Origin of the sequence: Paraburkholderia unamae, from assembly GCF_003096875.1 — a bacterium.
GTDB classification, from domain to species: domain Bacteria; phylum Pseudomonadota; class Gammaproteobacteria; order Burkholderiales; family Burkholderiaceae; genus Paraburkholderia; species Paraburkholderia unamae.
On record NZ_QEOB01000003.1, the window covers coordinates 68,836 to 93,994 of the forward strand.

The following is a 25,159-nucleotide window of genomic DNA, read 5'->3' on the forward strand; positions in this document are numbered from 1 at the left end:
AAAGCCCCCGGAAACGACGGGTCAGGTAGCGCAGTCCCGGCCGATGAGGCCTGTCAGGACGACGCGCGGCTGCGGGGAGAAGGACTTCGTCGTCGCCTGCTGACTGGCAGCACGTCTGCCGGAGCAGAGTCCACCACCTCGCGCGCGATATTCCGCGCGACAGTGGGCGCTTCTACAGCTACGGAAGAAGAACGCTCAGGAACCTCGCTTGCCGCGGTTGTCATGGCATCCGCGATCCACGCGCCACTGCCGATTGCCGTGATCGCAACCGACGCCTGCCGGGCCATCTCGACGCAGCCCGCAAAGGCGAGCCGGTTCAGCGTTGCCGAAGTCTGCAGCGCCATGTCGATCAGGGCGACGGCGTACGCGCCCAGCGGAACAGCAAGCGACGGCAGCGCCGCCGCCTGGTGCCAGGCAAACGGGTCCGCCGCCCTCGACGAGGCGATGTTTTCCCCGGTCTCCGGCGCCCCGGCAAGGACCACTCCATACATCGAGAGGTTCAACCGGGCGAGGTCACCGAAGGCGGTAGCCAGATGCATTGCCGGGAACGGGAATGCAGCCGTGCAGGCGGTAGTTGTGGCGAATGAATTCTGTTCAGAATGATTCACGAATTGGCTCCAGGTGCTCACCAACAGGCGTTGCCGCTGCCACTGCGGCGGTTCGACGGAATGCCCGGCTCCCGCAAACCCTCACCGGGAGCACGCCGCCGAACAATCTAGAGCATTTATTCTAACTTTGTTAAATCTGGATCATAAATCGATGTTGTTCAGGATTTTCCCCAATATGTGGGATTTAGCGTGCATGGTGAGGGGGTCGTTCCGGCTCGACGGACGGGCTGCAAGGGACGCCGACGCGTTCCAGCTGGGCTCAATGCCGGTCGTGGCAAAACAGGTCGTCGACGATCTTGCGTGCCGCACTGTATCCGCCCATGAGCGCGTCGGCCTCGTTCGCGAATGGACGACCGCCCGCTTCGCCGAAGCGCAGCGGAGAAAATACGGCAAGCGTGCTGGTTGCCTGAAAGATCCTTACGATGGCGACGTAACCCGGCCGTGCTGGCTCAAGTCTCTTCGGTCCGATACTGATATCGGACTCAACGGAGATCTCAAGCGTAAAGCCTTCGTAGTCGTAGCTTCGCGTCATGACTGTCTCCCCACCTTATTTGTCGCGTCGACACTCGCGGACACCCGACATGGCTTCGAGCCGTGAGCAGATCGCCGAGAATTCACTGGTACTCATCCGCGACAATGCGATCTGGACGTCATCGAGATCGGCGTCATCCTCGGACTGCTGCACGATGAACTGCTTGACTCGCACGCTACCCGAGCCAAGGGCCCGATGGACGGAGTCGAGCGTGACGCTACCATGTTCGACCAGCAGCTGTATGTTGCGCTGCTGACGCACGGAGATAAAGCGCCGCTCCAGCGGTTTCACGCCGACGAGAATGATCAGGATAATGAGCGTGGCGCCGATTGCGGCGGTGTACATGCCGCCACCCACTGCCAGCCCGATACCCGCGACCGACCAGAGGCTCGCAGCCGTCGTCAGACCGCGCACGACTTCGCCACGAAGCAGGATGGATCCGGCGCCCAGAAAGCCGATCCCGGAGACAACCTGGGCAGCAACCCGGGATGGGTCGAGCACGACGTTCTTTTCGCCAAGCACGTCAGCGAAGCCGAACGCCGAAACCAGCATCATCAGCGCGGCGCCAACGCAGACCAGCATGTGCGTACGCAGGCCAGCCGCCCAGTTCAGACGCTCACGCTCAAAACCGATCACGCTGCCGAGGAGGGCTGCCATGAGCAGGCGCGATAGCAGTTCAAGGTCGCTGATCAAGATCAAACTCCGTGATTATCGCCGGACAAGGTCCGCAGGCGTCGCATTGTGACATTTTTGTGCCATCTATTTCGCCGCAAGCAGCGCCAGGTGGATTAACGACTCGATGAGCGTTCCAGCGACAAGGCTTGCGGTCCTGTCGCAGTTAAGCCAAAGCTTCTCGAGTCAAACCAGGGGCCAGCCGCGCACCCTCGCCTGCGTACTCCTTTGGCCAGGCCCACCTCGAAAGCTGCGTCCGACGCTCATCTCGCTTCTATCGAAGCAGGATTTTCACCTGCAACCGAAAGTGCAACGGGCGCCATAATTTATGGTTAGGAATGCGATATATCTGGCCGTGTGGGTTCAGGAAACATATGATTTGCGGACAATTGGCCACTCCGAGGCATTCGCGGAGTGCCCTCCTGGACTCCCAGCGGCGCGACAATCATGGCGGCCGCCGAATTTTTTCGCGGTCTCGTGTCTACGGCCGTCGTCCAGGCAGGCGCCTTGACGCTGAATTTCGAGCTGCTAGACTGTCCGCAGGAGATGGCATTCTCCTTTAACCGCTCATTGTGAGCCGATGATGCCTACAACCCGCCAGACGAATGGCATGTATTCGCGTTCGTCGAGGTCAAAGCAAAACGGGGGCATCGAATATGTTTCAATCGGTTCTCGCAGTCGCCATCGGTGGAGCACTCGGCTCGTTGTTTCGCTGGTTCCTTGGAGTCCGTCTGAACGGATTGTATCCAGATCTCCCGTTAGGCACGCTCGCGGCAAACGTCATTGCCGGTTACATCATCGGCGTAGCCATCGCTTTTTTTGCGCGCTTACCCCAGATTCCGCCAGAATGGCGCCTGTTTGTCACGACTGGATTAATGGGCGGCCTGTCGACCTTTTCAACGTTTTCTGCGGAAGTCGCAACCGATCTTCAGCAAGGTCGGTTTGGCTGGGCGGCCGGCGAAATTGTCATTCATCTTTCGGCTTCTCTCGTCATGACCATACTGGGTTTCGCTACCGTCGGCGCAGTCTCCCGCCTCGCGATTGCTTGATCGTCGGCCTACTACGCGGGGGACACTTTCCGATCATGCGCTCAACATCGGAGTTCGGCCAACGGTACCCTCGTCACCCATCGGGCCATGGCACATGGACGTTGACGAGCCCAGCAATCAGCTTGAGGGTCTTCTCCGCAGCCTCTGACTCTTCGGCGTTGGCGAGTTGCCTGCGGATCGCATCGTGCTTGGTCGCATAGCGCCTGAGATCGTCTGCAAGCCTCGACAGTATCGCGGCTTCGCGCGCGAGAACGCCGCGCATCAGTCCGGTGTCGCCCAGACCGGCGACCAGGGCTGGAAGGTGAAGCATGCAGATCCCCGACAACGCATCCACTGCGTGTGCCGGATCCTGCGCGAGGCGCCCGGCAATCTCTGCAATCGTGGTATGCAAGGTATCCATACACAATCTGCACAACTCGCACTCGTGCGTATCGGGCAGCACGTCCTTTTGATCAAGGACATCCTGACTACCGCCCTGAGCCGCGCGTGCCGCGCGCTCGAGCGTGGCGGAAAGTGTCCCGAGAAGTGCAGGATAGCCAATCGCGACGCCCCGTGGTGACGCGAGCGCCGCGAGTTGCCTTGTGTGACTGACACACAGCCCTCTTGCCTGGGCATGACGGTCCTGCGACTGCGTGCTGACGCTCAATTCGTACTGGTAATGGCACAAAAAGTCGAAACTCACGGTCTGAATACGCTCGCAGATTTCGCATGGCTGAAGCTCCTGCAGCGAGCCTAGCTCGACGTAGATCGAAGGGGCGGCGCGGGACGCGCTCACTATCACGTGATCGGCTTCGAGGCGATTCCGGAAGTTCTGGATATCGAGAGCCACCGCGGCAAGTTTCGCGTCCGTTGGCACCTGCCTCGCAACGTCCAGGACACGCTCGCAAAAGCTGGCCAGAAATGCACGCCGCTTGCCTTCCAGAAGGAAGGCGACGAGGGCTTCTTCGAGGCCAGCCACGCCGCTATTGCACAGTGCGTCCCGATCACCTCGAGACTTTGCGGCAAGACCATCCTGCGCAGAAACCGAGAACGGTGGCGACGCGCGAGGTCCAAGCACACGTTGCAGTTGCTCATTCACATAGGCGAGCCCTTCCTCCCGTTGTGCCTGCGTCACTGTATCCTGCTTGTTCAACACCATGAACACGCGGCGATCGTATCTGGCAGCCAGACGTAATACGGCAAACTCCTCCTCAGACATCGGGCTGTCGTAGCTCGTCACCACGAGCATTGCATCGGCTTCAGGAAGGAACGATTCTGTCGTTCGCGTGTTCTCCGCAATGGCTGAGCCCAGTCCCGGTGTATCAACGAAATGGAAACCTCGACGCAACAGCTCGGCCGGCAGTTGCACCTCCGCGGTCTTCACGCCTCGGACGTTACCCGGGTTGGCCCGTTGCGTAATGAAATGTGGAAGCTCTTCGAGCGCAATTTCCGTTGAAAGGCGCCGTCCTTCGTAGTGGATGATGACCTTTTCGGTGCTGCCATAGACAACGGCTGTAATCACTGCCGTCAGCGGCAAAATCCCCGTGGGCAGCCGCTCAACGCCGATCAGAGCATTCATCAGTGAACTCTTCCCACGCCCGAAGCGCCCTACCACCGCGAGGTTGAACCGGTCCTCGGCGAGACGAACGAACAGATCCCGAATCTGCGCCTCGACCGGCTCACCCATCTCCCTTGTCGCATCCGACAAGGTACGCAGCATTCCCGCGAGCTCAAACTTTGCGTTTTCGTACTCACGAAGATCCATCGGACACCTCCGCTCGCCCATCTCAACAACAAAACTAATCCCTCAAAGCTGGCGCAATGCCTGCACGATCCTGTCAACATCGGGCTGCGAGCCCGCAGCAATGTACGCGACAAACTCGCGACCGACCGTCGAGGCCGTGAAGCCGAGGAGATTGATGCCGAGTCCCGCAATCATGCCTGGCAAGCCCGTAGCGAGTCCCGCGCGGTTGTCCCCGCAGACGCGGATCGCGTGGATATGCTCGGGCATATGGAAACCTGCGCGCGCTGCCGCCGCGACCTGATGATCTCCGCGAAGCGGCGTAATGAGCACTTGCCCGCGTCCTGAGCCAGTCGGACCGCGCCGCGCGACGACGAACTGTATATCGACGCCGGCGTCATCCAGCGCATCAAGCGCGTGCGCCAGTCCGCCTGGCTGATCGGCAATGTTGGCTTCCCAGATTTCGATGCGCTGAATGTCGAGTTCCATAGGCCTTGCCTCGCACGGTTTTGCGCGACCATCGCAAGTAAACAACTGGAAACGGGACCAACAGGCGTCTGCGTGTGTCCAGGGCGAGCACGATCGCTCTCGCCCCAGGCGAGCGTCGGTGTGTCGACGTGCCACGGGCACAAACAGGATGAAGGGAACTGGTGGTCGTGCCAGTGCTGCCTTCAATCAGGCCAGCAGGCATCATCAGCCCAGGGCGGGCGGTCAGGGAGAATGCCATCTCCACCAGTACGCCTCAATCTTATCGCCGGTTCCCACACGTCGCAACGTGTTTGCGGCTCCCTGCAAGCGTCAAACTTCCCCAGTTTGTTGCGTTGCCGAAGCGATTCGATATGCGATAGACTGAGTTCGCGGAGATGGCATTCTCCCTCAACCGTCGCGCTTCCCCTGTGCGGCTAATGATGCCTACGGACCCCTGCGGGGGGCGCCGTGGGCCGTCTACCGGAGCCACCCCCAGGTCACGTGAGCGAAACCAGAGCGTGACTGCCATGCCCTCTTCACAAGCCCCCCTGTCCGGAGACACCAACCATTTCGCCACACATCTCTTCGCTGCAGGCAAGCGCCCGTCAGAATCACCGGTCCATGCCGTTTCGGCTGCGGGGCCAGAATGCGTTGTCTGTGCGCAGCTTGCGGGAGCGGACGCGAGATACTTCGGACGTCTGATGCGCGATGCACGCGCACGAACGTTACTTGCGCAGACCGTGGCGACGAGCATGGGTTTCTGCACGGACCATGCGGCCGTCCTGGCATCCGCTCGCAAAACAGCACGCGCGCTTGACGCCCCCATTTGCGAGGCAGCCCGTCATCTCGGCTCATTGCTTGAGCGCGCGGCCCTGCAGGACGAGTTGCTTCAGGACATCCTGTTCAATGCCCGGGGGCGCTGTCCCGCGTGCGCGTATTTTCACCGTAGCGAAGGACGTGCATTGGCCCGCGTCTTAAAAGGGCTGGAAAATACCGGCAGGCATGCTCGCGTGCCGCCGCTGTGCTTTATCCACATCCAGCTTCTTGTCCAACGCACGGAACCACCCCTGCGAGGGCGTTTCATTCGCCAGTTACGCAACATGGCACGAACGGCAATCGAAGTACTCGACGCACCGTTGATCGCCAGTTCCACTGAATGCGTCATCGCCGTACGACATATTCTTTACCCACTGGCTCGCGACGCAACGCCCCGGTGGCAGACGCCTTGCGAGTGTCCGGTCTGCGAGGCGATTCACGCAGGGCGCACCCAATGGCTGACGTCTGCCGCGGAGAACGTGCGTCTTGAACAACCTGGCTGGATCACGCTCCCGACCTGCCGAAATCATCTGTTCCTCTGCCTCGCCCAGCCAGACAGGGAACTGCAACGCGCGGCGCTTCAGCGCTATCTCGAGACCGCGCTACCCGCTCGCCCAGTCACCCCCGCGTCGGGCTCCAGCTACGCTCCGAAACGGCGTCCGCGTAGCCGGCTCCGTTGGTTCAATGCGGCCGGCAGCGCAGCCCGCGCGAGTGCTACGTCGCACGCGCCTGAAGTCGTTCCGCGCGAATCGTGCCCTGGCTGTGACACCGAAGAGATTGCGGCGCGTAGAGCCATTGCCCGGTTGATCCGGGAAGTGTCCCGAGCGCAGGATGACGATCATGCTGCACGGCTCACTTCCGGGGTCTGCATCAAGCACTTCGCGGAGGCGCTTATCTACGCATCGGATCCGTTGATCGAACACCGGCTCAACACCGCCCTATGCCACACCCTGAGACGGGATCAGCATGCCCTGCCCCCACCTGGATTCCCGGGAAGCGCTGATATCCAAACAAAAGCACTACTCTCCGGCGACGCCTGAATGCCGTCTCGGAGTATTGCGACGACTGATCCACACGAATGCCGGAAGTGCCAGCAGCTGCGAAATGACGCAGAAGAAGACTGCGCCTGTAATCGACCTGTCGTAGATCCACCCAATCAATGCGCTACCGGCAAACCAGCAGACCCCATAGGCGGCTGTGAACACCCCGAACGGCGACGCTCGCCGCGACCGACTTACCATCGGTGCTACGGCTGCGGGAATGATGGACTCGTGAACCCCCATGCCCATGCCCCAAAGCGCGGCGCCAAGAACGACGTATTCCATGCGACCGGCAAGGAACACAAGTGGTGCGAAAGCCGCCGCAACGATGGTCAAAACGATCAGGACGCGAAACCCGTACCGGTCAAAGAGCCGCCCGAGAAGAAGCGACGCTCCCCCGCTGACCGCCATGGCGACCGCGTATAGCAGCGGAACCCAGTCCGCCGGAATCACGCGATGGATTGACCAGTGATACGCGATCAGCGGGTAGTCCGCAAAGCCGGCGGCTACGAGGCCCGCCCCGGCGAGGTACACCCAGTAGTCCACGGGATAGCGGTCAACGATCGCTTCTTCTGCCTCTCGTTGCTCCAGATCCTGCGGACGCGGAAAGGCGATACGTGCGAGCGCGACGAAGCATAGATTGATGGAGGCCGGGATCGCCAGGACGGCAAACGCAAAACGATAGTTTCCGTGTGCGGCCACAACGAGCGGCCCCACCATGGCACCAAACTGGTCGAATGCCTCATGAATCCCGAAGGCCCAACCATAGCCACCGATGCGCTTTGCTGCGCTGGCGAGCATCACGTCTCGCGGCGGATTGCGTATCGCTTTGCCCGTGCGCTCCAGCACGATCAGGATCGCGGCGAGTTGCCAGCTGTGAACAAGGGCAAGGAGCGGAACCGCGCTCATCTGTACAACGTAGCCCGTGATGGTTATCGGCCAGAACTGGCGTGACGCGTCAGCCAGTCTCCCCGACACCACCCGCAGCCCGTAACCCAGCAGTTCGCCAAACCCGACCACAACTCCGATGACCGTTGCGGACGCGCCCATTGTGGCAAGCCAGGGACCCAGTACGCTTCGCGCTCCCTCGTACGTGCAATCCGCGAAAAGACTGAGGACGCCCACGAGGAGGACAAACCTCATGGCGCGTCGTGCGGCGAAGGTTCCACCGGTGCCGTTCATGACAGTCTCCGCTAGCGACGGAAATCGCGCTGACTACCGTTCGTGGAAACGCAACTCGGGATGCATCTGGATATGTAGCAGAACGAGCCATCGACTCGGGCAGTTCTCTGCAATCGACGCGACGCGTGGAGGGATGCCGTCAAAGCCCAGAAACCGCTCGTGCGCTGCGGTTTCATAGGCCCTTTTCGCGTCCCGGCTGATCCATGTCATTGCCCCAGGCATGGTCACTGCTCCAAGAGCCATGAACCACCATCGCTGCATTCCGGGATAAATCGCGATCGCGAGAAACGAGAAAGCCCAAGCCAGCACTTCATTCGCAAGCAATGCATAGGTCACGAGCATCAGCTGCCCCTTTAACCGCTCCTGTTTTGCATCCCACGTCATGGCGTCTCCCTGAGGCCCGTAACGGATTTAACTCTCGACAACGGCCCCTTCGCAGGGAAGGAAGACAGCGCGCACGTTATGAAGGCCTTTGCCGTGAGCGCCCCAGAACGCTCTCACCTTGCTTTCAAGGTCGATCAGCTCGATGCAATGCGGGAATCGATGATGCGCGGCCTCAACGTGTTCATGGTGGACACGATCCCCGTTCAGATAACCGGCGTGCACCCGGTGAAGGACCGCCTGTTCGATACCTGCACGCCGTGCATGCTCCAGCAGGTGGCGTGCAAGACTCGGTCGCGTGAAGCGCTGCCAGAAGCGCTTTGGTTCGTGTGCGTGGGCACGTTCAGAGTGGTGGAAATACAGGCGAAGCGAAATCAGTTTGGACATGGTTTTCAGGGATGATCGAGTCACGACTGGGTTGACGATGCAGCGGCGGCCGCAGCACGGCGCGCGCGCCGAAGCGCCGGGATGTCAGAAAGACGCATTCCCGCAGGCAGAAGGGGGTGTTTGGCATGGCCAACGCGCTGGGCGCGATAGATGCCCGTATGTCCGGAAAAGAGATAGGCCACAACGCACGCGAGCGCTGCATAGACGGCGATGTCCGAACCGAACAGCTCGATGGCCATGATGGTCGATGCGATCGGCGTATTCGCCGCACCGGCAAACACGGCGACGAAGCCGAGGCCGGCAAGGACAGGGATCGGCAACGCCAGTACATGACCCAATGCGTTGCCAAGCGTCGCGCCGATGTAGAACAGGGGCGTAACCTCACCCCCCTTGAAACCGGACGCCAGTGTGACGGCGGTGAAGGCAAACTTTCCGGCGAAGTCGTAGACCGGCAGTGGCCCATTGAATGCCTGGACGATCGTAGGAATGCCGAGCCCCAGATATTGCGGAACGTTCAGGACCACGCCGGCCAGCGCGACGATCGCACCGCCCAGCAGAGGTCTCGCCGGAGCGTAGGCAATCTTGCGCTTGATCAGCGCGGACAGCGCGTGAGTCGAGTCGGCGAACAGCATGCCCACCACGCCAAAGGCAATACCCGCGACGATCACTGAAGCCGCGCCAAGTACCGTGACCGGCGGCACCACCGGAACGCTGTACACGGTGTGATGGATGCCCCAAACGCGGCAGACCTGATCCGCCACGACCGAAGAGGCGATACAGGCAAGCAGCGCGTCGTAACGAAGGCGGCCGATCGCGAGCACTTCCAGGCCAAACACCGCGCCGGCCAACGGCGTGCCGAAGACGGACGAAAAGCCCGCGGCAATGCCCCCCATGAGGAGAATCCGGCGCTCCTCCTTTTCGAGGCCGAAGAGCGCCGTCACCTGATCGGCCAACGCACCGCCCATCTGGACAGCTGTGCCTTCACGGCCCGCCGAGCCGCCAAAGAGATGGGTCACGACGGTCGCGATCAACACGAGGGGCGCCATGCGCTTGGGCACGATCTTTTTCGGGTCGTGCACCTCGTCGATCAGGAGGTTGTTGCCGCCTTCGACGGACTGCCCCACGCGATGATAGACCCAGCCCATGGCGAAGCCCGCCAATGGCAGAAGCCACAGCAGCCACGGATTGTCGAGGCGGATATCGGTTGCGCGATCAAGCGCGTAGAGGAAGACAGCGGATGCAGTGCCGGCAAGGGTGCCGAGAATGGAGGACAGGAGCAGCCAGCGCGCCATGTAAGGCACCATGGCCACCTGCTCGAGAGACTTCAGGTTTTTCATGTTTTCCAGGTTTGAAGCTTCATCAAACCCGGGCGACGGGGGCCCCGCACGGACGACCTACGACCTCCTTCACCCAGGAACTCGTAGGCATCATCAGCCGCTGACGCGGCGGTTACGGGAGGTATGCCATCTCCGAAAGCCGTGCGATTTTAAGGGACGACGTTTCCCGCTGCAACTGGGTTGTCGCAAAAAGGACGCACCACCCCACTACCGGCCGAGTCACCAGGCAGGCGGCGAACCCGGCCCCGTCAGGGCTTGGCGTGGCTGGCAGGACGAGCGCTACAGGAGCGTGAGGAAAAGGATCGCGATCAGCAACCCTCCGATCAAGGCAAGATAAAAATTCAGGTTGCCCGACTGCAGCGCGCGCAACTTCTCCGCGCACCGGTTCACAATCCGGACCGCAGGATCGAACAGGTGTCGCTCGAACAGGTCGGTCACACCTGCCGAAAACACCAGGCGCTTGATGAAGTACTCGCGCTGTTCGTGCTCGCGCGTAGTACTGATCGTGGGCTGGTACACAAAGCTGTAGAACGTGCGCATCGCGTTCGAGAATGTCAGTGCCGTGGTCATCGCGTCCCGATCATTCGTTGTCATGCCGCCAAACCAGACCGGAACGCGCCTGACTGCGCGACGCTTCGTAAGCCACAACAGCGCGAGCGGCAGGATTGCCAGCAGCGGCATCACAATAATCAGCTTCGACGGCGAGATAAAGGCGAACTTGTTGGTCAGGGGAACGAGCACCCAGCCAACGACCATGGCCTGCGGACTGTTGGCGTTGAAAAGCGCCTGCGCGTCTGCGGCCAGCGCGTTCAGCCAGAGGGGTGCGCCGACTGCCACTGCAAGGACGCAAAGGCCAAGGATGCCCACTGCCACGGCATTTGTGCGAGGCACGAGCGGCGTTACGTCGACGTCCGGCAACCCGAGCAACCCCAGACCGAAGACCTTGACGAACGTCGCCAGCGCGACAGCCGCTGCAAGTGCAAGTCCCGCGCCGGCAAGCACCAGCGCAAGCCGCCCGACAAACGACGAAAGGTGGAAGCCCTGGAAAACGGACTGGAATACATACCACTCGCTGACGAAGCCCGCCTGCGGCGGGACCGACGCGAGGCTCATCACGGCAAACACCGCCCCGAGCCCGAGCAGAAAGCCGCTGCGCTTCAGCCAGCCGCGCGGGATGATGTCGTAACTTCCGGAGGCCAGATAAATGCCGTCCGCGGTCAGAAAGAGCGCGCCTTTCGCCAGCGCGTGACCGGCGAGATGCAGCATCGCCACCGTCCAGGCCAGCCCGGCGAGGTCCGCAAGATGGTCGGCCCGAAAGAGCTGCGTCACGCCAAGCATGACCACGGCGATCGACGCATTCTCCGCAGACGAATAGCTCAACAGTGCGCGCCAGTCGTCCTGCTGGAACGCAAAGAGCACGGCGAGGATCGCGCTCACGACGCCGACCGCGATGGCGATCACGCCCAGGCCGAACGCCGTATCAGGCCCGACAGCCACGTTGAGCCACGTGTTCCACCCGCGGCTCAAGGCGAAATACGCGGCATTGAGCACGACACCCGAAAAGAGTGCGCCCGTCGCCCCGCTGCCACTTGAATACGCCCGCGGAAACCATTCATAGAAGGGTAACAAGCCAAGCTTCGCGCCGAACCCGACGAGAAGCGCGATGCCCGCAAACCATGACACGACATTGCTGGACGTCGTCGCATTCGCAACGAAATTCCCGAATCCGATGCCACCCGTGCCGTGGTCGAGCACAATGATCGCAAAAACGAGGGCGACCGCGCCCACCTCCAGAAGGGAAAGCATCAGCAACACCGGCTTTGCTTCATTTTCCTCAGCACGTTCCCCCGCAAGCATCAGCGCGCCTCCGAGGCTCATCACCTCCCACGCCACCAGCAGGGAGATCCCGTCCTGCAGGCCAATTACGCCGAGCGCACCGAGCAGGCTGAATGCCGCGCCCGCGTACCAGCGGCCCGAGCGCCCCGCAAGCGGAGACCCGAGCCAGCAGGCGAAGATGGCCGGCACAAGCCCGAAACCCAGCAACCACAGACCCGACGGTTCGACCGCGAATGAAACGGGCTGGGACGCCAGGGAGACGCCCAGCGCCGCTGGCGACGTGCCCAGTGGCAACGCTGCGAGACAGGCGAGCATCCCGAGCGCACAGCCTGCGCCAAGCAGCGCGCGGATCGCGCGATGCATGACCCGCAGTGGGGACAGGATGGCGGCCAGCACCCAGGCCGCAGCGGCAATGCCCAGCAACTGGTTAGCGTTCAATCCGGCCTCCCCTCATTCGCTGCTCCGCCCGCCCGACGATCATCAACAGCGCGTGAATCAACGCTGCGGGGTTGGGCGGGCAGCCTGGCAGATAGATATCGACGGGCACGACACCGTCAAGCCCGGTGCCCGATGCGTAGTTGCCGCCCGTCACGCCGCCCGAGACCGCGCAGGTGCCGGTTGCAATCACCCATCGTGGCGCGGGCATCGCTTCCCAGGTTTCGAGAAGCGGTCCGTGCATTGCCTTCGTGACGGGCCCTGTGACCAGCAGCACGTCGGCGAAGCGAGGCGATGGCGTGAAGAAAATCCCCAGCCTGTGCAGGTTATAGAAGGGATTGTTCAACGCCTGCAGCTCGGACTCGCAGCCGTTGCACGACCCCGCGTCGACGTGCCGGATATGCAGGCTGCGTCCAAACGCGCGACACCCATGTTCTACGACGTCACGAGAGATGCGCTCGCCAAATGCCGTGTCCCATTTGAGGTCGAGTCGCTCGCTGACACCCAGTGCCCAGTCCGTTGACGGAGTAAAGGCGGCAGCCGGGCAGACTTCCGTACAGCGCTGGCACACGATGCAGCGTCCCCAGTCAACCTCCGGTGTCACTGCCTCCTCCTGCGACCTGAAGCTGATCGCGTGAGTCACACAGGCCTGTGCACACTCGTCGCAGTTTGGCCTGCATTTTGACGGGTCGTAGCACGGCATGCCGAGCACGCCCTGCTGTCCGTCCTCGCCGCCCTTCAACGGCCAGTCGGTGCTCGCGCTACCTTCCTTGAGTCCAAACCAGGTCCAGAGTGACATGGCGTGCGTTCCTCAAAACGTCTGCATACGCTACCGGGCGCAGCCCGAGATCGTCAGCCCGAAGCTTGCCTCATTGATCGCGTAGTCCATCATGTTGCTGTCGTGCACGGTCGACGGAAACACACGCCAGTTTGCGAACGACGGCGACTTGATCTTCACGCGTAGCAGCCGCCCGTCGGTGCCAATATGCACGGCATACAGGACCGTCCCGCGCGGGGACTCCGCCCATCCGAGCCCCTCGGTGCCCGCCGGCGGTACGCATCCCGCAGATATTGGGCCTTGCGGCAAACCATCGGCGATGGCCTTGTCGACGAGTGCGATACTCGCGCGCAGTTCCGCGATGCGAACCCGCATCCGCGCCGCGGCATCCCCCTCCTGTGCCACGGCAACCTCCGGTTGCAGCGTGCGATAAGCTGCATACGGATGGTCGCGTCTCAGATCGCGATCCACACCGGAGGCCCGCTCAATCGGACCGGTCGCGCCCTGGTCGAAGGCGAGCTGCTGGCTCAAGGGTGCCGTGGAAATCAAACGGTCGAGATGACTGGTCGTTCTTTCAATCAGCCCGATGTATTCGTCAATCTGCGGTTTCAATACCCTCAGCCCTTCGCTGATGGGCTGGAGATCCAGCTCACGCCGCACGCCGCCGGGCCACACAAGGCTGCGCAGAAAGCGGCTGCCGCTGGCTCGGCCGTTGATCTGCTTGGCCCGCTCCTCAAGCAGCTTTCCCTGCGCTTCGCCGACCTTCAGGGTCGTTGTGTGGCACAGGTGCCCAAGGTAATGAAGATGGTTGTAGATGCGCTCAAGCTCGGCAGCAACAAGCCGGAACCATTGGGCCCTTGCGGGTACTTCGCAGTCCGCCGCATCCTCGATGGCTTCAACGAAGGCGATCGCGTGCGCCACGCTGTCAATGCCCACCACCCGTTCGGCGAGCAACGTGGCAGAGCCAGCATCCATGCCCTCGAACTGCTTCTCCATCCCGCGATGCTTGAGAAACAGGTTTGGGTGATAGTGCAGGATGCCTTCGCCAAGGTAGTAGAAGATGAACTGGGCGGACTCTACTACGTCCGCCCGCACCGGTCCGAAGGGAAGCAGCTGCACGTGCTTGCCCGATACCGCTGGCAGTAGCGGTGCTGGCAGCTTTCCGGCCATGCCGCCGTGTGCATTGCCGGGCTCCAGGGGACCGCTTTCGGTGCGCGGCAGGAACGCCGTCACCAGTCTCTCGGGTTCCGGGTGTCCCGAGAACGCGACACCGCTCATTTCCATGACTTCTCGCTCGTGCCAGCCAAGAAGTGGACTGATCGCAGCGAGGCTAGGCACGGCGTGCCCGCTCACCGGAACGCGCCAGCCAGCGAACGTTTCCTGACCCGGCAAGGTGGCGACGTATCGCAGTTCTGCGTCCAATGCGGGTGGGAACCACGCATACACGCCCTGAAAGCGGCCACCTGCGGCGACCAGCGCCTGCGCACGCCCCACAAGCTCGTCTATCGACAGCGTCACGTACTCGCAGTTCGTCATCGCGCGCCTCCCCCCAGATCTGCCGCGACGATACCGAAATAGCGCCACAGCTCCTGCGGCCACCAGATCCCGAGCACGAATACGGGTACAAGCGCCATCCACATTGGCAGCGTCATCCATAGGCTGACCTCGACGCCGTTGGCGACAGATGCGACGGCGGCATCCGGAGTCCGGTTGTCGAAATACATGGACCGAAAGTGATTCAGGAATCCGATGAAAATGACGATCAGGAGCAGCAGGAGCACGATAACTGCCCACGCATTAGGGGTTGCGAACCCCGCGCGCATCAACGCCAGCTCGCTCAGAAAAAGACCGAAGGGCGGCGCCCCCGTGATCGCGACCGCCCCTGCGATCCACAATGCGCCGCTCACCGGAAAGCGTGACCAAACGCCCCGTATGGCATCCATGTCCTTCGTCCCGTAGACACGCATCACGTTCCCTGCGCCGAAGAACATCAGCGACTTGTTCAGCGAATGGTTGAGCATGTGATACAGCACCGCGGCAATGGCAAGTGAGCCGCCGAACCCAAAGCCAAGTGCCAGCACACCCATATGCTCGACGCTCGAATACGCCATGAGCCGCTTTATGCCCTGCTGCCGCACGATGAAGAGCGCAGCGACGAACAGCGAGAAAGCGCCGAAGGCGACGAGAACAGTCCGCGGGAGCATCGATCCGCTCGCCGCATCCGTAATGGTCAGAAAGCGCGCGACGCCGAGCATCGCCGTGTTCAGCAGCGCCCCTGACAGCATGGCCGATACGGGCGCCGGCCCCTCGCTATGGGCGTCAGGCAACCACGTGTGCATGGGCGCGAGCCCCGCTTTTGTCCCGTAACCGACAAGCACCAGAAGAAAGCCCATCTGCGTAAGCGCCGGACTCATGCGCGGCGCGGCCCGACGCAAGGTATCCCACGTCATGTCATAGGTCGGGCCGAGGACAAGACTGCCCGCCCAGTAAAACAGCACTGTCCCGAGCAGCGCGAGGCTGATGCCAGCGGACACGACGATGATGTATTTCCACGCCGCCTCGATGGCTTCCTGCCCGCGCTCGAAGCCCACCAGAAACGTGCTCACCAGCGTCGTCAGTTCGATGGCGATCCAGTAGACGCCGATGTTGTTCATCAACGGGCCGCAGATCATCGTCGCGGCAAACAACGCGAACAATGCGTAGAAGCTGGGCAAGCGCCCCTCCTCCTCCTTGAGAAGACGCATGTAGCCGACAGCGTAGACGGAGGCCAGGAAATAGACGACGCAGGTACAAACGAGTGTCCACGCGCCGAGGCCGTCGAAGAGAACGTAACCATTGATGAACGTCCTCGATCCGTCAACATGGACGACCAGCCAAAACGACGCAATGAGACAAAGGACTGCGGCCGCGAGGTTGGCATACTCGGCCATTCTCACGTGCTGGCTGACGCCAGCCAGCAGGGCGGCCAGCACCGGTGCGAGGACGACGATCGCCAGCCATGCTTCGATCATGATCACCCCACCAGACGCCTGAGTTCATGGCTGCTCGTGCTGCCCACGTGCGCGACCAGGTAGCGCACAAGCACACCAAAGCTCACCACGATGACGAGAAGATCGAACAGGAGGACAAGTTCGATGAGAAGCGGCATACCCGGGACCAGAATCTGTGAGCCGAGAAAGATTCCGTTTTCGAGAACCAGCAGCCCAAGCACCTGGCTGATCGCTTCCTGCCGCACGGCAAGCATCAGAAAACCGATGAGTTTCATCGACAGCATCACCGTCAATGCAAGCACGACCACCGTGCCGCCCAGCCCCAGCGAGTTGCCCAGATGATTCGAGACGACGAAGGCAAAGAGCACGAGTAACGCACCGAGCACGAGACTCGAACTCGGCTGCAACGTGACGTGCAGCTCGCGTTCGACAGACAGGCGCGCAATAATCCTCCAGATCAGGTATGGCAGCACGAGACCTCTGAAGAGTGCCGTGAGCACGGCCACCAGATAGAGTTCGTGGTAGTTACCGAAATAGCCGACAGCGCCCGACAGGATCGCGATCAACCATGACTCCGCCATGAAGGCGAGCAGGTAGTCCTTGAGCCAGCGCGAGCCGAGCATGACGAACGCCAGCAGGAGGCTACCGATCGCCAGCAGGCTGAACAGGGACGCCGCCAGAGGATTCAGGTGGGCAAGTAGCATGGCGTCACCGCAACTGGTTTGCAGCGATCGCGAGTACGGCGAGCATGAAAGACGCCGCAAGCGGCTCCTGATAGCGGAAAAAGCGCAGTCGGGACTGGGCCGTTTCAACGAGGACGATCACGAGCGCCACGACGAGCATCCGAGCAAATAGCACTGCCGCCGCACCGATCGCACCGATCGCGGTACCGCGCTGCGAAAGCCCCCATGGCAGGGTGAGCACGTTGCAGAAGATCGTGAAAAGGATGAACTGCTTCATCATCGATGCCCACTTCAGGAGTGCCAGGAGTGGGCCGGAATATTCGAGGATACGTGCCTCCTCGATCATGTATACCTCGATATGCGTGCTCGAATGAATCGGCAGCCGGTCCGTTTCCACGAGCAGCAGCACGAAGAAAGCGAAGACGAGAAAGAGATGCGCCGGGCTCCAGTACACAGCGGGCTGCTGAACGAGCAGGTGATTCACCACGAACGGCAACATCGCCTTGGCGAGCAACGTAATACCTACGAGCACGAGAATCAACGTTGGCTCAGCCAGTATGCCGAGCATGACGGAACGACTCGAGCCGATGCCGCCATAGGCGCTGCCCGAGTCGAGGCCCGCCAGGACAATGGCGAAGGAACCCAGGGTGAGAATGAGGCCGCCACCCAGTATGTCGCCCATGTCGGAGAGTGGCAGCGGAAAATCGGTGAGAACCGGGATCAGGATCGGCACCGTCATCATGCATGTGAACGCCACGACCGGCGCGCACCAGAAGATCCACGACGCCGTCTCGGGCACAACAATCTGCTTGCGGAAAAGCTTGCGCAGGTCGCGATAGGGTTGGAAGATGCCCGGCCCCCGCCCACGCTGGATGCGCTCCTCCCACTGCAGGATCACGCCCTGCAGCAGCGGCGAGAGGGCGAGCACGGTCACCACCTGGGCGATCTGAAGCAGGATGTCGCGTGCGCTCATGGCCGTGCTCCTGCCCATGCGGGCGAGCAAAGGTCAACGCAGCAGGGGATTTGCCATGAACGCTCGCCGGTGCATCCCATGTTCTTCACTTTTTTCTGGCATCAATATGCCCGGGATGCTCGTGAATGCGAGCCGGCCAAAAATACCTACCGGCCCCGGCTACCGGGGACTGGTAGGCATCATTAGCCACATGGAGACGACGCGGCGGTTAAGGGAGGATGCCATCTCCGCAAACAACAGTATCGAGTATAGGAGACGCCTCGATACATGCAAGCCTGCAACCTTCTTCTAGTGCGGCCGCCGGTGGAAGAGAGAGAAATGCTTCCCGGCGCTTTCGTGTTCGTCATCGCCGACCAATCCAAATTCGACAGGCGAGCGGGTATAAAACACGTGCACGTGTTCGGTTTTCACCACATCCATCATCCGGTCGGCCTCGTCTTCCGTAACGGCAAGGATGACCTGGACAGGTTGATCGGTGAGGCTGAGCACGTGTGCGGCATGGTGCGCCCCCGCATGCCCCGTTCCCTCTGCGCAATTGATGACCGTCGCACCATGAATACCAAGTTGCTTCGCTTCATGAAGCAGCCAGTCCGCGACGGTTTGGTGGCCGTGGCGGCGATTCTTTTCGGTATAGAAAGTGAGCTGGTAGCCGTTCATGTCTGCCTCCTTCAACGACACCAGGATGCCGTCACGAAGTCGGCAGCCCCAGGGCGCAAGGCCCCACAACGAATTCTAGTGCATGACTAAGGGCGTCACGCATGCTGCGACGCCGCGAACGCGCGGCCGCCGACCCGGTGCGCGAGATCCGGTCAGGCACTCTCTCCAAGCGCCCTCATGAAGCGGATTGATACGCTCTGCACATCAGTGATTTCATCCAGCTGGTCGCGGGAAACGCGCATCTCCACCCATTGCAGCATGACGGAGCGCCCATAGGGCTGAAAATAAAATGCACTTCCACGATAGACCAGGCGCTGCGCGAAACCTGCGGGCAACCTGATACCGATTCCGCTGCCGTACACGTAGCACGCGACGCGATCGTCGATAAAAATTGCCGGATAGCCAAAGACGGCGCCTTCGCGAATCGCATCATCGAGTGTCCGTACGTGTGTCAACAATGCTTCAAATAGCTCCCGGTCATGAAGTAGCCTCGGCACGCCATCCACGATCTCCTCCCTCCCGGCTCACGGTGCACCAGCGATCAACGCCTGCGCTGGAACGCCGCGCGCCCAGCATACTGTGCGCGTTCGCCAAGCCTCGCCTCGATGGTCAAAAGCCTGTTGTACTTCGCGACGCGCTCCCCTCTCGCCGGCGCCCCGGCCTTGATCTGGCCGCAATTCAGCGCCACTGCCAGATCAGCAATGCTTGTGTCTTCTGTTTCCCCTGAACGATGGGCGACCATGCACGAATATCCTGCAGCGAGTGCCATACGCGCAGTGTTCAGGGTCTCGGTGACCGTTCCAACCTGATTGGGCTTGATGACGACGCAGTTGCAGCAACCCTGAGCGATTCCCTTTACGAGAAACGGACGGTTGCTCACGAACAGATCATCGCCCGCTATCTGCATCCGGTCGCCGAGCTCGCGCGTCAACTGGGCATAGCCGCCCCAGTCATTGTCCCTGAGTGGGTCCTCGACAGACACCAGCGGGTATTGCTCGCCCCATTCCCGGCATAGTCCCACCATCTCGTCTGCCGAATAGTCACGCCCCTCACGCGACAGCCGGTATCGACCGTCACGCCAAAGGCCGGTCGCGGCGAAGTCAATGGCCAGCGAGATGTCTTCCCCTGGCCTGTATCCAGCGCGCTCGATTGCCTGCATCACCAGGTCGAGCGCCGCACGATTGGACGAAAGCGCCGGCACAAATCCCCCCTCGTCGCCGACGTTCGTCGAGGTGTGACGTTCGACCAGCAGATCACGCAATGCGTGGTACGTTTCCACCCCAAACCGGAGTGCCTCCCTGAACGTCGGTGCGCCGACGGGCACCAGCATGAATTCCTGAAGGTCGGGCCCGTCGTTCCCATGGATGCCACCGTCCATCACCGTGAGCATTGGCGTGGGCAGAACCCGCGCCTCGTCCCCACCGAGATACCGGAAAAGCGGCAGGCGGCAGGCCTGCGCGGCAGCGCGCGCGCATGCGAGGGACGCGCCCAGTGTTGCATTGGCGCCAAGACGGGACTTGAAATCGGTCCCGTCGAGTTCGATCAACACGGCGTCGATACGCCACTGGTCATCGGCGAGCAGGCCCATCAGCGCGGGGCCAATCAGTTCGTTGACGTGCCTGACTGCGTTCAGGACGCCCTTGCCTCCATACCGCTGACGGTCGCCATCACGCAACTCGATGGCTTCCGATTCTCCGGTCGACGCGCCCGATGGCACCGTTGCGTGCGCGAGAGAATCGTCGTCGAGCACGACGGTAACCTGCACGGTCGGATTGCCCCGGGAATCCAGGACTTCTTCTCCGATGACGCGAGCGATCGACGCGGACGTTGCCATCTGCACTTTCTCCAGGTGCCAGCGACTGCCGTTGCCGGCCTAGCTATGACGGGATTGCCGGAACGCGGAGCGCCCTGCAAACCGCGCGTCGTCACCGAGCATTCTCTCGATGGCGAGCAGACGGTTGTACTTCGCCACCCTTTCTCCGCGCGCCGGGGCGCCGGACTTGATCTGGCCACAACCCAGCGCGACCGCGAGATCGGCAATACTCGTATCTTCCGTTTCACCGGACCGGTGCGAGACAAGGCAGGTATATCCAGCGGAGAATGCGAGCTGCGCGGTATCCAGCGTTTCCGTCACGGTGCCGATCTGGTTGAGCTTGATGAGGATGCTGTTGCAGCAGTGCTCATCGATGCCTCGCTGCAGGAACTTCCGGTTCGTCACGAACAGGTCATCGCCCACGATCTGGACGCGGCTACCCAGCTCACGCGTCAATGCGGCGAACCCTTCCCAGTCACTGTCCGCAAGGGGATCCTCAAGCGATATCAGCGGATAGCGGCCCACCCAGTCCGCCCAGTACGCGATCATTTCCGCGGACGTCAAGACCCTGTCATCCCGGTTTAGGTGATAGCGTCCATCCTCGTAGAACGAGCTTGCCGCCGGATCGATACCAATCGCGATATCCTCTCCGGCCCGGTACCCTGCGCGCTCTATCGCCCGCAGGATGAGTTCCACGGCAACCGCGTTCGAGGGCAACTGGGGAACATAGCCGCCTTCGTCACCCACATTCGTGGACGCGCCTCCCTCGGCCAGCACGGCGCCGAGCGCGTGGTACGTTTCCGCGCCATACCGCAGGGCCTCGCGAAACGTCGGCGCACCCAGCGGCACCAGCTTGTACTCCTGGACATCCGGGCCACGGTGCGCGTGTTTGCCGCCGTTCAGTACATTGAACATCGGGACAGGCAGCACGTGGGCGTTTGTTCCCCCTAGATACCGGAACAGCGGCAAGCCGCTCTCCACTGCCCCGACTTTCGCGCAGGCAAGTGAAGCGCCCAAAATCGCATTCGCACCGAGCACCGCTTTCGTCTCGGAGCCGTCCACCTCGATGAGCTTCTCGTCAATCAGTCGCTGATCGTCCGCTCTCATGCCCGTCAGCGCCCACGCGATCTCTTCGTTCACGTGTTTGACCGCGCGCAGTACGCCCTTGCCCCCATATCGCCCGGGATCCCTGTCACGAAGTTCGACCGCTTCAAACTCGCCCGTCGATGCCCCGGAAGGCACTGCCGCGCTGGCGCTGATTCCATTGCCCAGCGTGACGGTCACCTCGACCGTTGGATTGCCGCGCGAATCGAGGATTTCGTCGGCCTCTATCCTGTCAATCACTGCGTGGTTGCTCATCGCGGCTCCTGTCGACTCGGCACCTAAATACGGTAGCCGGGCTTACGCGTGGCCACCTCGCAATCAGAGGAAGACGGATTCAGGGATGCGCGTCGTGAAACGCCGCCACCGCGCCGCGGATTGCCTGATACGCCGCGTCGATATCCGCCCACCCCTCGAACTGCACCCACTTGCCCGGCTCGAGCTTCTTGTAGTTTTCAAAGAAAAACTGGATCTGGTTCAACGTGTACTCGCCAACGCCACCCAGGTCCGTGATGTTGCGGGTCGCCGGGCAGACACCGTCCGTCGGCACCGCGATCACCTTCTCGTCAGGGCCGGCCTGATCGGTCATGTTCAGTAGTCCCACCGGCCGACAGGGAATGAGCGACAGCCGCTCGAGCGGAAATGGCGCGATTACGATGATGTCCAGCGGATCGCCGTCCCGGGCAAGTGTCTGCGGAATGAAGCCATAATTGCCGGGGTAGCGCATACCGGCGCTCATGATCCGGTCAACCCTCAGGAGTCCGAGGTGTTTATCTGCCTCGTATTTCACCGGTTCGCTCTGGGCGGGAATCTCGATGATGGCATTGACTTCCAGCGGAACGTTATCGCCGGGTGGAATAGTGTTGAAATCCATCACTGGCCTCCCACCGTTCCCAGGGTCTCGTACTCGATCGGTGTGCGGGTATAGAAAAGGCGAATGCCGCCGGCCCGCAGTCGAGCCAGCATTCCATCTATCCTTTCGTCCTCGCCAATCAACGTCACAGCGACCGGTTGATCCGTGAGTTCGAAGAAACGCGCCGCGTGGTATCGGCCCTTCGCGTCCACGCCCTCTGCCACCTCGACGACCGTCGCGCCGACGATACCGGCCTCTTTGGCTTCATGGAGCAACCATTCAACCACGGTCATGTGTTTCACACGGTGGCTCTGGTTCGCAGCGTAGATAGTCAGCTGACTCCCCTTCATGGGCGCCTCCAAACGGACAAGCTGGCTGCCACATTGAGAGAAAACGAACGCGTGTGTGCACCACGCCTCGCAAGGCACGGAAAAGGAACAGATCGCATGAAATACCAGATTCGTAGATTGAACAAATCCGGGTAGCAGGACGCTTTGGCAATGCCCACGACCTCCTGACCCAGGGACCGTAGGCATCATTAGCCGGGCCAAGCCGGCGGTTTGAGGAGGAATGCCATCTCCTTTCGAACCAGTGTAACACGCATGTTTTGCACTCGCCACTGTCAGGCCCGTAGCACTTCCAAAGGCATGTTGTTCCCGAAACCAGGCTAAAGCACCATCTGCGCCAGTCAAAAACCGGATTGCGCAGCTTCCCGGCATTGTCTAGAGTTGAATCATGAATCTTACGGAGATGGCATTCTCCACCAACCGCCGGCTTGGCCCGGCTAATGATGCCTGCAGCCGTCCGGACGTCGGGCCGCGCTGTTGCGCATGTCTGTCTCCCCAAGCTCCAGGATGGCGCGGGCGAATCGCCTGGTCGCGCCACGGCAGGGGCCCGGTGTCCCGCAAGGCGAGCAAGGAGAGACGGATGATCGTCATCGACATCCCGGGGTTTCGTACCCTCAACCTCGAGCATCTTGTGCTTGACTTCAACGGCACGCTTGCCGCCGATGGGCGTTTGCTCGATGGCGTCGAGTCACGTCTGGCGGCGCTCGCCAATGAGCTCGATCTTCACGTGGTCACGGGCAATACCTACGGCGACGCGCGCGAGCATCTACGCAATTGTCCGGTGGAAATCGTCTGCCTGCCCGCTGCGGGACAGGCGCTCGCCAAAAGCGACTATGTTCGTCGCCTTGGCCCGGATCGCGTCGTGGCAATCGGTAATGGGCGCAACGACGCACTCATGCTCAAGCAGTCGGCGCTTGCGATCGCCGTGCTCGGCACCGAGGGACTCGCCATTGATGCAATGGACGTTGCCGATGTCGTGGTTCGTCACGCGGTCGACGGTCTGGGACTGCTGCTGCGCACGAAGCGGCTTGTGGCAACGCTGCGTAGCTAAGGGGGGACCGTTATGGACTACTACGGCATCGGCGGATCGTATATCGGTCTACCGTAGGTCAAGCGAACGCTGCACGGCGTCAAGATGCGCGCGAAGTCTCTCGATAAACGCGGCGTAATCTGTCTCGAACACCGGATCCAGCGCCCCGAAGCCGGACAGGCGCGCCGGCGACATCTCATCGATCGCAATCCCGACGAACTGCAACGTGACAGACAGCGCGTGCCTCGCATCAATCGGCTCCCCCTCGATGTCGATCCCCCACTGAAACGCCGCCCGGTCGACCTCTTTGTCGAAGTCTTCGAGGAAGCGCTGGACATGGTCGAGCTCGTCGCCAGCGGGACGACGCACATAGCTGATGTGAGCGCTGCTGCTCGCCTGGGCGCCACTCGTCTCCCGCACCTTTTCGAGGAGGTCCAGCAAACGCCAAAGATGCCCCCGCAGTGCACGTCTCGTGTTCCCGGATAGTGCCGCCATTTTCGAGCCTCCCTGCCCCCTTAGCGACAGTGTAGGACAACGCTCATGCCCGCAGGGGTGATCCGTTGCCAATTCGAGGCGGCGTCACTAGAATGAAGTTGCGGGAGATGGCATACCTCCTCAAACCGCCGGTTTTCGCCCGGCTGATGATGCCTACGGTTCCTGGTCGGGAGCTGTCGGGTCATCTCAATGCCCCTGTCCAGGTTTTGTTTTCCGTTTGGCTTACCGGACAGCGCCTCATGCCTGCCCCTTCCCATTGCGCTTCGCACTCGTCGCTGCCGTTGGCGTTGTCTGACGGCGAGATCGACTTTCTCTGGTGGTTTATCCAGGGCAGCATCATGGATGCGGCCGTGAGAGCGCGCCTCTATGCCCATTGGGGAATGTGCGCGCGGCATGCCCTTTCCTTTTTCTGCGTCGAGGCGGCCTTTCGCCCGCATCTGATCCACGGCAGCACAATTCTGTACAACGAACTGATGCGGCGTGCCGCGCACCTGCTTGCCGGGCATGGCGTGTACAGTCTGGCGCCGCCGGGCGTGACGCGGCATCGACTGCGTCCTTCTGGGCCATGTCATATGTGCACGCTGGGCTACGGCCCCGAATCTGCGGGGAACGCTCCGCAGGAACGCCTTGCTCAGGGTCGGGATCTCACCAATGCGCGCGCATTCGCAGTCGAGAATCGCGAAGGATGGCTGCCCTACGTCTGCGGTCAATGCGCCGGAGCCGGTGGCGACGACGTTCTTTGCCGCGCTCATCTGATTGAAGCAATGGAGCACGATGGTTCGACTGTGCTGCAGCACCACGGTGTGGCGGTATCCCACATTGCAGAGCATCTCGCGCGCTTCGAGCATTCCTTTCGTTGGGACAGCCGCGGAACAGATACCGCGGTGGATCGGGGTGCACTGATCGCTGCCATCGGGTGGTGCGCCGGCTGGAGCGAGATCCTGCAGACACTGGCGGCCACCTGAACAGAGAGACC

26 protein-coding genes and 8 riboswitches are annotated in these 25,159 nt (G+C 61.6%); of the genes, 4 read left to right on the forward strand and 22 right to left on the reverse strand.

Features of this window, described 5'->3' with window-relative positions; translation table 11 throughout:
- Window positions 1-53: 53 nt before the first annotated feature.
- From C7402_RS07215 to C7402_RS07225, 3 genes are all read right to left on the reverse strand, one after another.
- On the reverse strand, window positions 54-608 hold the full coding sequence (locus tag C7402_RS07215) for a hypothetical protein (RefSeq protein ID WP_133254422.1): 555 nt from the start codon (window positions 606-608) through the stop codon (window positions 54-56).
- A gap of 259 nt (window positions 609-867) precedes the next feature.
- A complete protein-coding gene (locus C7402_RS07220; RefSeq protein ID WP_112174968.1) occupies window positions 868-1,140 on the reverse strand; it encodes a hypothetical protein in 273 nt (90 codons plus the stop codon).
- A gap of 15 nt (window positions 1,141-1,155) precedes the next feature.
- Window positions 1,156-1,833: an MgtC/SapB family protein gene (locus C7402_RS07225; protein ID WP_112175070.1), complete on the reverse strand. Its 678-nt coding sequence runs from the start codon at window positions 1,831-1,833 to the stop codon at window positions 1,156-1,158.
- Window positions 1,834-2,345: 512 nt separating this feature from the next.
- A riboswitch (Fluoride riboswitch) is annotated at window positions 2,346-2,409 on the forward strand.
- Between the two features lie 59 nt (window positions 2,410-2,468).
- Here C7402_RS07225 and crcB point away from each other — a divergent pair.
- Window positions 2,469-2,861: a fluoride efflux transporter CrcB gene (gene crcB / locus C7402_RS07230; RefSeq protein ID WP_116610108.1), complete on the forward strand. Its 393-nt coding sequence runs from the start codon at window positions 2,469-2,471 to the stop codon at window positions 2,859-2,861.
- A gap of 73 nt (window positions 2,862-2,934) precedes the next feature.
- Here the strand turns inward: crcB and C7402_RS07235 are convergent, their stop codons facing one another.
- A complete protein-coding gene (locus tag C7402_RS07235) occupies window positions 2,935-4,605 on the reverse strand; it encodes a dynamin family protein (protein ID WP_165841809.1) in 1,671 nt (556 codons plus the stop codon).
- 42 nt (window positions 4,606-4,647) lie between these two features.
- A complete protein-coding gene (locus C7402_RS07240; protein WP_116610110.1) occupies window positions 4,648-5,070 on the reverse strand; it encodes an ACT domain-containing protein in 423 nt (140 codons plus the stop codon).
- Window positions 5,071-5,258: 188 nt separating this feature from the next.
- Window positions 5,259-5,321: riboswitch (Fluoride riboswitch) on the reverse strand.
- Between the two features lie 110 nt (window positions 5,322-5,431).
- A riboswitch (Fluoride riboswitch) is annotated at window positions 5,432-5,503 on the forward strand.
- Between the two features lie 298 nt (window positions 5,504-5,801).
- Between C7402_RS07240 and C7402_RS46190 the strand changes: the two genes are divergently transcribed.
- Window positions 5,802-6,905, forward strand: coding sequence for a hypothetical protein (locus C7402_RS46190; RefSeq protein ID WP_133254423.1), 1,104 nt, complete (start codon window positions 5,802-5,804; stop codon window positions 6,903-6,905).
- Here the strand turns inward: C7402_RS46190 and C7402_RS07245 are convergent.
- From C7402_RS07245 to C7402_RS07320, 16 genes are all read right to left on the reverse strand, one after another.
- Window positions 6,885-8,087 carry an MFS transporter gene (locus C7402_RS07245; protein ID WP_116610111.1) on the reverse strand — a complete coding sequence of 401 codons (1,203 nt, stop codon included), beginning with the start codon at window positions 8,085-8,087 and terminating at the stop codon, window positions 6,885-6,887. The two genes, C7402_RS46190 and C7402_RS07245, sit on opposite strands and share 21 nt — an antisense overlap.
- Before the next feature lie 33 nt (window positions 8,088-8,120).
- Window positions 8,121-8,471: a hypothetical protein gene (locus C7402_RS07250; protein ID WP_116610112.1), complete on the reverse strand. Its 351-nt coding sequence runs from the start codon at window positions 8,469-8,471 to the stop codon at window positions 8,121-8,123.
- A 27-nt stretch (window positions 8,472-8,498) separates the two neighbouring features.
- Window positions 8,499-8,855, reverse strand: coding sequence for a DUF190 domain-containing protein (locus tag C7402_RS48265; RefSeq protein WP_116610113.1), 357 nt, complete (start codon window positions 8,853-8,855; stop codon window positions 8,499-8,501).
- 20 nt (window positions 8,856-8,875) lie between these two features.
- Window positions 8,876-10,192, reverse strand: a complete 1,317-nt coding sequence (locus C7402_RS07260; protein WP_116610114.1) for a voltage-gated chloride channel family protein — start codon at window positions 10,190-10,192, stop codon at window positions 8,876-8,878.
- Between the two features lie 77 nt (window positions 10,193-10,269).
- A riboswitch (Fluoride riboswitch) is annotated at window positions 10,270-10,335 on the reverse strand.
- Window positions 10,336-10,471: 136 nt separating this feature from the next.
- Window positions 10,472-12,466 (reverse strand): proton-conducting transporter transmembrane domain-containing protein, encoded by a 1,995-nt coding sequence (locus tag C7402_RS07265; protein ID WP_244314764.1) that lies wholly within the window; start codon window positions 12,464-12,466, stop codon window positions 10,472-10,474.
- Complete coding sequence (locus tag C7402_RS07270; protein WP_116610115.1) at window positions 12,456-13,262, reverse strand: NADH-quinone oxidoreductase subunit B family protein; 807 nt, start codon at window positions 13,260-13,262, stop codon at window positions 12,456-12,458. Before C7402_RS07270 ends, C7402_RS07265 begins: the two co-directional genes overlap by 11 nt.
- Before the next feature lie 30 nt (window positions 13,263-13,292).
- Window positions 13,293-14,777, reverse strand: a complete 1,485-nt coding sequence (locus tag C7402_RS07275) for a hydrogenase large subunit (protein ID WP_112174962.1) — start codon at window positions 14,775-14,777, stop codon at window positions 13,293-13,295.
- Window positions 14,774-16,252: a proton-conducting transporter transmembrane domain-containing protein gene (locus C7402_RS07280; RefSeq protein ID WP_208948903.1), complete on the reverse strand. Its 1,479-nt coding sequence runs from the start codon at window positions 16,250-16,252 to the stop codon at window positions 14,774-14,776. The genes C7402_RS07275 and C7402_RS07280 overlap by 4 nt, the downstream gene beginning before the upstream one ends.
- Window positions 16,253-16,254: 2 nt before the next feature.
- A complete protein-coding gene (locus tag C7402_RS07285; RefSeq protein WP_112174961.1) occupies window positions 16,255-16,935 on the reverse strand; it encodes a hydrogenase in 681 nt (226 codons plus the stop codon).
- A 4-nt stretch (window positions 16,936-16,939) separates the two neighbouring features.
- Window positions 16,940-17,887, reverse strand: a complete 948-nt coding sequence (locus tag C7402_RS07290; protein WP_116610116.1) for a respiratory chain complex I subunit 1 family protein — start codon at window positions 17,885-17,887, stop codon at window positions 16,940-16,942.
- A gap of 166 nt (window positions 17,888-18,053) precedes the next feature.
- Window positions 18,054-18,125: riboswitch (Fluoride riboswitch) on the reverse strand.
- Window positions 18,126-18,175: 50 nt separating this feature from the next.
- Window positions 18,176-18,544: a DUF190 domain-containing protein gene (locus tag C7402_RS07295; protein WP_112174959.1), complete on the reverse strand. Its 369-nt coding sequence runs from the start codon at window positions 18,542-18,544 to the stop codon at window positions 18,176-18,178.
- Between the two features lie 152 nt (window positions 18,545-18,696).
- On the reverse strand, window positions 18,697-19,050 hold the full coding sequence (locus C7402_RS07300) for a hypothetical protein (RefSeq protein WP_112174958.1): 354 nt from the start codon (window positions 19,048-19,050) through the stop codon (window positions 18,697-18,699).
- Window positions 19,051-19,085: 35 nt separating this feature from the next.
- On the reverse strand, window positions 19,086-20,378 hold the full coding sequence (eno, locus tag C7402_RS07305) for a phosphopyruvate hydratase (protein ID WP_112174957.1): 1,293 nt from the start codon (window positions 20,376-20,378) through the stop codon (window positions 19,086-19,088).
- 39 nt (window positions 20,379-20,417) lie between these two features.
- Window positions 20,418-21,716, reverse strand: coding sequence for a phosphopyruvate hydratase (gene eno / locus C7402_RS07310; protein WP_112174956.1), 1,299 nt, complete (start codon window positions 21,714-21,716; stop codon window positions 20,418-20,420).
- A gap of 79 nt (window positions 21,717-21,795) precedes the next feature.
- Window positions 21,796-22,332: an inorganic diphosphatase gene (gene ppa / locus C7402_RS07315; protein WP_112174955.1), complete on the reverse strand. Its 537-nt coding sequence runs from the start codon at window positions 22,330-22,332 to the stop codon at window positions 21,796-21,798.
- Entirely contained in the window at window positions 22,332-22,661 is a 330-nt protein-coding gene (locus tag C7402_RS07320; RefSeq protein WP_112174954.1) for a DUF190 domain-containing protein, read from the reverse strand. The genes ppa and C7402_RS07320 overlap by 1 nt, the downstream gene beginning before the upstream one ends.
- Window positions 22,662-22,833: 172 nt before the next feature.
- A riboswitch (Fluoride riboswitch) is annotated at window positions 22,834-22,901 on the reverse strand.
- A 147-nt stretch (window positions 22,902-23,048) separates the two neighbouring features.
- A riboswitch (Fluoride riboswitch) is annotated at window positions 23,049-23,115 on the forward strand.
- A 123-nt stretch (window positions 23,116-23,238) separates the two neighbouring features.
- Between C7402_RS07320 and C7402_RS07325 the strand changes: the two genes are divergently transcribed.
- Entirely contained in the window at window positions 23,239-23,709 is a 471-nt protein-coding gene (locus C7402_RS07325; RefSeq protein WP_112174953.1) for an HAD family hydrolase, read from the forward strand.
- 48 nt (window positions 23,710-23,757) lie between these two features.
- Here C7402_RS07325 and C7402_RS07330 read toward each other — a convergent pair whose 3' ends face one another.
- On the reverse strand, window positions 23,758-24,183 hold the full coding sequence (locus C7402_RS07330) for a hypothetical protein (protein WP_133254424.1): 426 nt from the start codon (window positions 24,181-24,183) through the stop codon (window positions 23,758-23,760).
- Window positions 24,184-24,277: 94 nt separating this feature from the next.
- A riboswitch (Fluoride riboswitch) is annotated at window positions 24,278-24,346 on the forward strand.
- 76 nt (window positions 24,347-24,422) lie between these two features.
- Between C7402_RS07330 and C7402_RS07335 the strand changes: the two genes are divergently transcribed.
- On the forward strand, window positions 24,423-25,148 hold the full coding sequence (locus C7402_RS07335; RefSeq protein WP_244314765.1) for a hypothetical protein: 726 nt from the start codon (window positions 24,423-24,425) through the stop codon (window positions 25,146-25,148).
- The last annotated feature ends 11 nt before the right edge of the window (window positions 25,149-25,159 follow it).